6 protein-coding genes are annotated in these 4,537 nt (G+C 70.2%); 1 reads left to right on the plus strand and 5 read right to left on the minus strand.

The features are described from left to right. The coding region (locus WA805_RS22375) for an ATP-binding cassette domain-containing protein (protein WP_425243312.1) at positions 1-425 on the minus strand (425 nt) is incomplete at its 3' end. Between the two features lie 74 nt (positions 426-499). Between WA805_RS22375 and WA805_RS22380 the strand changes: the two genes are divergently transcribed. Continuing rightward, complete coding sequence (locus tag WA805_RS22380; RefSeq protein WP_425243313.1) at positions 500-982, plus strand: MarR family winged helix-turn-helix transcriptional regulator; 483 nt, start codon at positions 500-502, stop codon at positions 980-982. Here WA805_RS22380 and WA805_RS22385 read toward each other — a convergent pair. The 4 genes from WA805_RS22385 to WA805_RS22400 form a co-directional block, all read right to left on the minus strand. After that, positions 979-1,482 (minus strand): Lrp/AsnC family transcriptional regulator, encoded by a 504-nt coding sequence (locus tag WA805_RS22385; RefSeq protein WP_422274249.1) that lies wholly within the window; start codon positions 1,480-1,482, stop codon positions 979-981. The genes WA805_RS22380 and WA805_RS22385 overlap by 4 nt on opposite strands. Before the next feature lie 27 nt (positions 1,483-1,509). After that, positions 1,510-2,514 carry an ABC transporter substrate-binding protein gene (locus tag WA805_RS22390; RefSeq protein ID WP_425243314.1) on the minus strand — a complete coding sequence of 335 codons (1,005 nt, stop codon included), beginning with the start codon at positions 2,512-2,514 and terminating at the stop codon, positions 1,510-1,512. Between the two features lie 7 nt (positions 2,515-2,521). Then, on the minus strand, positions 2,522-3,760 hold the full coding sequence (locus WA805_RS22395) for an NAD-dependent epimerase/dehydratase family protein (RefSeq protein ID WP_422287844.1): 1,239 nt from the start codon (positions 3,758-3,760) through the stop codon (positions 2,522-2,524). A gap of 202 nt (positions 3,761-3,962) precedes the next feature. Beyond that, positions 3,963-4,376, minus strand: a complete 414-nt coding sequence (locus WA805_RS22400; protein WP_422287846.1) for a roadblock/LC7 domain-containing protein — start codon at positions 4,374-4,376, stop codon at positions 3,963-3,965. Positions 4,377-4,537: the final 161 nt, after the last annotated feature.

Genomic DNA, 4,537 nt, shown 5'->3' on the forward strand with positions numbered 1-4,537 from the left:
GAGTAGGTGCGTACCAGCCGGTCCGCGGCGGCGGTCAGCCCGAATCCGCCGAGCAGTTCCCCGGCCCTGACCCGGGCCTGGGCGCGGCCCAGCCGGGACAGCCGCCCGATGAGCGTCAGGTTCTCCCGGCCGGTGAGGTTGGGGTCCACGGCCGCGAACTGGCCGGCGAAGCCGATCACCCGGCGCACCCGGGCCGCGTCGGCGACGACATCCAGGCCGCCGATGGTGGCGCGGCCGGCATCCGGCCGCAGCGCGGTGGACAGGATCGAGACGGTGGTGGTCTTCCCTGACCCGTTCGGCCCGAGCAGCCCGAGCACGGACCCGGCCGGCACCCGGAAGCTCAGCCCGTCGAGGGCGAGCACGGTGCCGAAGGCTTTCCGCAGCCCGTCGACCTCGACGGCGGTGTCGCTCATCGCGCTTCCCATGAAACCAAGCTTAGATATCGAAGCGTTAGATGTCAAACACTTAGATATCGATGAATGATGGTACGCTTGGTGACGTGCCTGAACCGTTTCCTGTCCCGATCGGGCTCCGCCTGAACCAGGCGGCCCGGGCCGTCGAGCGCGCCTTCGACGAGGCCCTGGCCGAGGCGGGCGGCACCGTGCCGACCTGGCTCATCCTGCTCAACCTGAAGATCCACAGGCCGGCGAACCAGAAGGACCTCGCGGAGAAGGTCGGGGTGCGCGAGGCCACGCTGACGCACCACCTGAACGCGATGGACGCCCGCGGCCTGGTCACTCGCACCAGGGACGCGGCCAACCGGCGGATCCAGGTGGTCGCGCTGACCGAGGCGGGCGAGGCGGCGTTCCTGCGGCTGCGGGACACCGCGGTCGCGTTCGACGCCCAGCTGCGGGCCGGCCTCTCCGACGCCGATGTGGCCCGGCTCAGCGAGCTCCTCGGCCAGCTAGCCGCCAACGCGGGGTCGCCCGCGAGCCACGCCCCGCCCTGGGCCGGCCTCGCCGACGGGCCGCCGGCGGACTAATCGCCCCTGAAGGCGGGGGAGCGGGTGGCCGGGGCGGCCGGCCGGGCGGTGAGCAGCGGCAGGTCGCGGGGCTTGATCACCGTGGACAGGGCGATCGCGCTGGTGGACCTGGCGACCGACGGCGAGCTGTCGATACGCAGCAGGGTCCGCTGCAGGTCGGCGTGTGACGTGGCGGCTACCTTGCAGATGACGTCGGCGGAGCCGGTGATCGCGTGCGCCTCGAGGACCCCGGGGATGGCCGCCAGGTCGTCACGGACCTGATCGAGGGCGCCCTGCGTGATCTCCAGGGTGACGAACGCGAGCACGCTATAGCCGGCCGCGGCCAGGTCGATGTCGGGGCCGTAGCCGGTGATGACCCCGGCGCGTTCCATCCGGTCGAGCCGGGCCTGCACGGTGGCCCTGGCCACCTGGGTGATGCGTGACAGCTGCAGCACCCCGGCGCGGGGACTGTCCCGCAGCGCACCGAGCAGCGCCAGGTCGAGCGCGTCCAGTTCCGTCATGCCGTGCAGCGTACCGACCTGCGGCGGCTAGATGACGTAGCTCTCCAGGGTCTCCGGCGCGAATAGCCCGGCCGGGGTGAGCGGGCGGCGGGCGAGGCCCTGCTCACGGGCGTAGCGCAGGAACACCGCGAGCCCTTCCTCATTGCCTGCCAGCCCGTAGCTCCACCAGGAGGGCCCCATGAAGTCGCGGGTGCGCTCGGCTTCCGCGTAGAGCCAGGGCAGCATGTCGCGCGACGCCGCCGTCTCCGCGAGCCGGTCCGCGGCGAGCCGCCGGGCTTCCTCGAACGCCTTGAACAGCGACTGCGCCAGCCACGGCCTGGCCGCGTACACGTCGCGGCGGAGCACCACCACGTGCATGACGGGGAAGATGCCGGTCTGCCGGTAGTAGTGCTCCTCTTCCGCGCGGGCGTCGGGGAACAGGCGGCGCACCTCCGGCCGGCCCTGCGCGAACGGGAGCGGGGTGCGCGGCGTGTACAGCGCGTCGATCTCCCCGGAGACGAGCATGCCCGTGAGCGTCCGGTCCGGCGGGATCGGCGCGATGTCGATCTCCGGCGGCACGTCGTGGGCGACCTTCGCGACGCGGCCGGGCTGGTGCTGGCCGCCGGTGCGGTACCGGACCGACTCGACGGGAACCCCGTAGTGCTCGGCGAGGATCCCGCGGATCCACACGTTGGCGGTGAGCTGGTACTCCGCGACACCGACGGTCCGGCCGGGCAGGTCCCCGGCGGACGCGATGCCGCTCGCGGCATTGACGTAGATGCCGTTGTGCCGGAAGGCGCGCGAAGTGAACACCGGGATCGCGATGAACGGCCGGCCGCCCGGATCGTCCGCGCCGAGGCTGATCACGTACGAGGACAGCGACATTTCCGCGGCGTCGAACTCGCGGTACCTGAGCATCCGGAAGAACGTCTCCTCGACCGGCAGGCTCAGGTACGTCAGGTCGACGCCTTCCGGCCGGACCTCGCCGCTGGCCAGCGCCGCGGTCCGGTCGTAGTCCCAGCAGGCGAGGGTGACCGGCACCCGGCCGCTCATCGCATCGTCAGGCTTCGCCGCCCGGCGCGGACCGTGCCGGGGCGCCGGCGACCTCGGTCATAAGGTCGTCGGAGGTTTCCATGCCGGCCTTCCATACCGAGCGGGCGATGATCTTGCGCAGGTCGGCGCGGTGCCGGTAGCGGTCGGCGATGTCGGTGACCTCGCTGAGCAGGCCTTCCGACAGCGTGGTGGGCTCCAGGCCGAGAGCGAGGAACTGGTCGTTGCGCACGATCAGCTCGTTTTCCTCGGCCTCGCGCCGCGGGTTGGGCAGGTAGGCGATGTCGGCGCCGGTGATGTCGGAGATCAGCTTGGCCAGGTCCAGCACCCGGTGGGTCTCGGTCATCTGGTTGAGCACCAGCGGCTTTTCCCCGGCCTGCGGCGGGTTGGACAGCGCGATCTCGATGCACCGCACGGTGTCCTTGATGTGGATGAACGCCCGGGTCTGCCCGCCGGTGCCGTGCACGGTCAGCGGGTGGCCGATGGCGGCCTGCATCAGGAACCGGTTCAGCACCGTGCCGTAGTCGCCGTCGTAGTCGAACCGGTTGATCAGCCGCTCATCACCGATGGTCTGATTGGTCTGGGTGCCCCACACGATGCCCTGGTGCAGGTCGGTGATCCGCAGCCCGTCGTTCTTGGCGTAGAACGCGAACAGCAGCTGGTCCAGCGTCTTGGTCATGTGGTACACCGACCCCGGGTTGGCCGGGTGCAAGATCTCCCGCTCCAGGTCCCCGTCCGGCGTCGGTACCTTCACCGTCAGGTACCCCTCGGGGATCGGCGCCGACCCCGACCAGCCGTACCCGTAGACGCCCATCGTGCCCAGGTGCACCACCGCCGCCTGCACCCCGGTGTCGGTCAGCGCGGTCAGCAGGTTGTGCGTGGCTCGCACGTTGTTGTCCACGGTGTACCGCTTGGTCTGCTGCGACCGCATCGAATACGGCGCCGCCCGCTGCTCGGCGAAGTGCACCACCGCGTCCGGCTGCAGCTCGGTCAGCAGCGCCGCCAGCCGGTCGTACTCCGTCGCCAGGTCCACGTGCACGAACCCGATATCGCGCCCGGACACCGCGCGCCACGCCTTGATCCGGTCCCCGAGCGGCACGATCGGGGTCAGCGAGTCAACCTCCAGGTCGATGTCGATCTTCCGGCGGCTGAGATTGTCCAGAATGGTGATGTCATGACCACGATCCGACAAATACAGCGACGTCGGCCAGCCGCAAAAACCGTCACCACCAAGAACAAGGACGCGCATTCCGACTCCCATCGCGTAAACGCCGAATCCTGCGCCGTGACTTTACCTCTACTTAACAGTCTTCGCCACGTAACCGGCGGTCCTGCCGAAGCTGGCGGTCGTTAGGCCGGACGACGCTTGTCTCTGCCTGGCAGTTTAGCCGGGCGACGCCTTCGCGGGCTGGCGTCCTCGGCGGCAGGTGCCCGCATCGCAGTGACGATCATCACGCTCGCGCCATTAACCCTTCGGCGCGGGCAGCCGGCGTGAGCAGCTGGCCGACCGCCTCCACCAGCCTCGTCATCTCGTAGGAGACCTGGCGGGTGTCGCATTCCGGCGCCGTGAGGACGGCGAGGCTCGAGCCGTCGCTTACTGCCTTGACGAACAGCAGCCCGTCGTCCATCTCCACCAGCGCCTGCGTGGCCGATCCGCCGTCGAGCACCCGCGCCGCGCCCTGCATGAGGCTGGTCAGCCCGGAGGTGATGGCGGCGAGCTGCTCGATGGCGGCTTCAGGGATGCCGGCGGACAACGCCAGCGGCACTCCGTCGGCGGAAACCACGATCGCGTGCGCGACGTCCTCGACCCGGGTGGTGAACTCGGTGACAAGCCAGTTCAGGTCCTGGCGATAGGGCTGACTCAAGGGCTAGCTCCCTCTTCCGCGCTAAGCTCTTCCGCGCTAAGCGTGCTGGCCTCGGCATCGCGGCTGCCGAGCTGGAATCCGCTGAGGCTCCTGCGCGCGCGTTCTGGCGACCGCCCCCGCGGCGCCCGCCGCGGGGGGGTAAGGAGTTCGGTCTCCAGGCC

Source organism: Trebonia sp., assembly GCF_049794275.1.
Classification (GTDB): domain Bacteria; phylum Actinomycetota; class Actinomycetes; order Streptosporangiales; family Streptosporangiaceae; genus Trebonia.

Bases quoted from the DNA above. Each gene is read 5' to 3' on its own strand.
- WA805_RS22385 (WP_422274249.1), bottom strand. From the start codon at position 1,482: ATGACGGAACTGGACGCGCTCGACCTGGCGCTGCTCGGTGCGCTGCGG.
- WA805_RS22390 (WP_425243314.1), bottom strand. From the start codon at position 2,514: ATGAGCGGCCGGGTGCCGGTCACCCTCGCCTGCTGGGACTACGACCGG.
- WA805_RS22395 (WP_422287844.1), bottom strand. From the start codon at position 3,760: ATGCGCGTCCTTGTTCTTGGTGGTGACGGTTTTTGCGGCTGGCCGACG.